Raw genomic sequence first — 3,182 nt, 5'->3', positions numbered from 1 at the left:
GCCCCACGCTCTGCGTGGGGCCCGTCCGCTTGTGTCGATGTGTGCCTCGACCCCCACCGGTGACAGCGACTGCGCGGGGTGTAGACACGAGCCGTGACGACTGAGCTTCCCGAAGGCCTGGGCAACGGATTCGACCGCGAGCTCGGAGTGAGCTATCTCGAGGTCACCCCCGAGGGGGGACGAGCGCAGCTCGAGATCACCGACAAACTTCTCCAGCCGTACGGGATCGTGCACGGTGGTGTGTACTGCTCGATCGTCGAGAGCCTCGCCAGCGTCTCGGGAGCCGTCTGGCTCTCGGCCAACGGCGGCGGCAACGTCGTCGGTGTCAACAACAACACCGACTTCCTGCGCGCCATCGGTTCCGGCTCAGTGGTGACCGCGGTGTCGACACCGATCCACCGGGGAAGGCGCCAGCAGCTGTGGCTGATCACCATCACCGACGCCCAGGACCGCCTCGTGGCACGCGGGCAGGTGCGGCTGCAGAACCTTCCCGCCGAGTAGCGCCGACGCACCTGCGCTGCTGACTGCCGCGCTCCGTGGCAGTATCGCCAACTATGCGTTTGACCCCGCATGAACAGGAACGGCTGCTGCTCTCCTATGCAGCGGAACTCGCCCGACGACGCCAGGCACGCGGCCTGAAGCTCAACCACCCAGAAGCGATCGCGATCATCACCGACCACGTCCTCGAGGGCGCTCGCGACGGCCGCACCGTGGCGGAGTTGATGGTCAGCGGCCAGTCGGTGCTCGGTCGCGACGACGTGATGGACGGTGTGCCCGAGATGCTCGACGACGTTCAGGTGGAGGCGACGTTCCCGGACGGCACCAAGCTCGTCACAGTCCACCACCCGATCACGTGAGCGCTTGCGCGAAGAGCAGGGAGGTTCCGCAGTGATTCCTGGCGAGATCGTCTACGGCGAAGGCGACATCGAGATCAACGAGGGCGCGGCCCGACTGGAGTTGGACGTCGTCAACACCGGCGACCGGCCCGTTCAGGTCGGCAGCCACGTGCATGTGCCGCAGGCCAATGGCGCCCTGGAGTTCGACCGGTCCGCAGCGCACGGCCACCGGTTCGACATCCCGGCCGGAACCGCGATCAGATTCGAGCCCGGTGTGGCACAGCGCGTCCGACTCGTTCCGCTCGCCGGCACCCGCGAGGTGCACGGCCTGAGCCTGAACCCCCCGGGAAGATTGGACCAGAACTGATGACTGCGCTGTCCCGCTCCCGATACGGAGCGCTGTTCGGTCCGACCACCGGTGACCGCATCCGCCTCGCCGACACCGACCTGTTCGTCGAGATCACCGAGGACCGCAGCGGTGGCCCCGGCCGCGCCGGCGACGAGGCGGTGTTCGGCGGCGGGAAGGTTTTGCGCGAGTCGATGGGACAGTCGCGTGCGACCCGCGCCGACGGTGCCCCGGACACTGTCATCACCGGTGCGGTGATCCTCGACTACTGGGGAATCATCAAGGCCGACATCGGTATTCGCGATGGCCGCATCACCGCGATCGGCAAAGCCGGCAACCCCGACATCATGTCGGGCGTGCACCCTGACCTGGTCGTCGGCCCGTCGACCGAGATCATCGCCGGCAACGGCCGGATCCTCACCGCCGGCGCCATCGACTGTCACGTGCACCTGATCTGTCCGCAGATCATGGAGGAGGCTCTCGGCGGAGGCATCACCACCATCGTCGCCGGGGGCACCGGACCGGCCGAAGGCAGCAAGGCCACCACCGTCACCCCTGGATCGTGGCACCTGGCGCGGATGCTCGAGGCCCTCGACTCGTGGCCGATGAACATCGCGCTGCTGGGTAAGGGCAACACTGTCAGCTCCGAGGCGATGTGGGAGCAATTACGCGGCGGGGCCGCGGGTTTCAAGCTGCACGAGGACTGGGGTACCACTCCCGCCGCAATCGACGCCTGCCTCACGGTGAGCGAGGCCGCGGGGGTGCAGGCCAACATCCACACCGACACCCTCAACGAGGCCGGGTTCGTCGAGGACACTCTCGCCGCGATCAAGGGACGCTCGATCCACGCCTACCACACCGAGGGCGCCGGCGGCGGACACGCACCCGACATCATCACCGTCGCGGGCCAGCCCAACGTTCTGCCGAGTTCGACCAACCCGACCCGGCCGCACACCGTCAACACCCTCGATGAACACCTCGACATGCTGATGGTCTGCCATCACCTCAATCCCAGTGTCCCGGAGGATCTCTCGTTTGCCGAGAGCCGGATCAGGCCGTCGACGATCGCTGCCGAGGACCTGCTCCACGACATCGGGGCGATCTCGATGATCGGCAGTGACGCCCAGGCTATGGGGCGCATCGGCGAGGTGGTGATGCGAACCTGGCAGACAGCGCATGTGATGAAACGGCGGCGAGGCTTCCTGGCCGGTGACACCGCCGCCGACAACAACCGCGCGCAACGCTACGTCGCCAAGTACACGATCTGCCCGGCTGTCGCACATGGACTCGATCACGAGATCGGTTCGGTCGAGGTCGGCAAGCTGGCCGATCTGGTGCTCTGGGAGCCCGCCTTCTTCGGCGTGCGACCGCACGCCGTGATCAAAGGCGGCATGATCGCGTGGGCGGCGATGGGGGACGCCAATGCCTCCATCCCGACACCGCAGCCGGTGCTGCCGCGGCCGATGTTCGGCGCTGCGCCCGCGGCGGCCGCCGCCACCTCGGTGCATTTTGTCTCGCCCCAGGCGGTCGAGGACCGGCTGGCCGATCGGATCGCGGTCAACCGCAGACTCGTCGCGGTCGGCAATGTGCGGGCGGTGGGTAAGGCCCAGATGCCGCTCAACGATGCGACGCCGGTCATCGAGGTGGATCCGGACACGTTCACGGTGCGCATCGACGGCGAGGTCTGGCAGGAACAACCGGCTGCCGAACTGCCCATGGCGCAGAGATACTTCTTGTTCTGATGTCGAACCTGACCACACTGCTCGCGCTGGCCGACTCCCGGCTCCCGACCGGCGGTCACGTGCACTCCGGAGGGATCGAGGAGGCGGTGACCAGCGGTCTGGTCGTTGATCTGGCGACGTTGCGCGCGTTCCTGCGCCGCCGGATCAGGACCCACGCCCTGGTCACCGCATCGGTGGCGGCCGCGGTGCACACCGGGGTGTTGAGTGCCGATGCGGGCGGCAGCGGCGACTGCGAAACCGACGCGCGCACACCAGCTC

Annotated in this window: 4 protein-coding genes and 1 pseudogene; all 5 read left to right on the top strand. The window is 67.6% G+C overall.

What is annotated here, in order from left to right:
- The first annotated feature begins 93 nt into the window (after window positions 1-93).
- Complete coding sequence (locus WA965_RS16555) at window positions 94-501, top strand: PaaI family thioesterase (RefSeq protein WP_526303040.1); 408 nt, start codon at window positions 94-96, stop codon at window positions 499-501.
- A gap of 53 nt (window positions 502-554) precedes the next feature.
- The gene (locus WA965_RS16550; protein ID WP_178357264.1) at window positions 555-857 is read left to right on the top strand and encodes an urease subunit gamma; all 303 of its coding nucleotides are present in this window, start codon (window positions 555-557) and stop codon (window positions 855-857) included.
- A 31-nt stretch (window positions 858-888) separates the two neighbouring features.
- A complete protein-coding gene (locus tag WA965_RS16545) occupies window positions 889-1,203 on the top strand; it encodes an urease subunit beta (RefSeq protein WP_178357263.1) in 315 nt (104 codons plus the stop codon).
- Window positions 1,203-2,924, top strand: coding sequence for an urease subunit alpha (locus WA965_RS16540; protein WP_526303039.1), 1,722 nt, complete (start codon window positions 1,203-1,205; stop codon window positions 2,922-2,924). The genes WA965_RS16545 and WA965_RS16540 overlap by 1 nt, the downstream gene beginning before the upstream one ends.
- A pseudogene (locus WA965_RS16535) lies at window positions 2,924-3,182 on the top strand (urease accessory protein UreF); the annotation flags it as partial. The gene WA965_RS16540 and the pseudogene WA965_RS16535, both read left to right, overlap by 1 nt.

It is taken from the genome of Mycobacterium sp. (assembly GCF_049683935.1).
In the GTDB taxonomy this organism is placed as follows: domain Bacteria; phylum Actinomycetota; class Actinomycetes; order Mycobacteriales; family Mycobacteriaceae; genus Mycobacterium.
The sequence above is the reverse complement of the archived record's forward strand: the minus strand, read 5'-3'. Positions and strand labels throughout refer to the sequence as shown.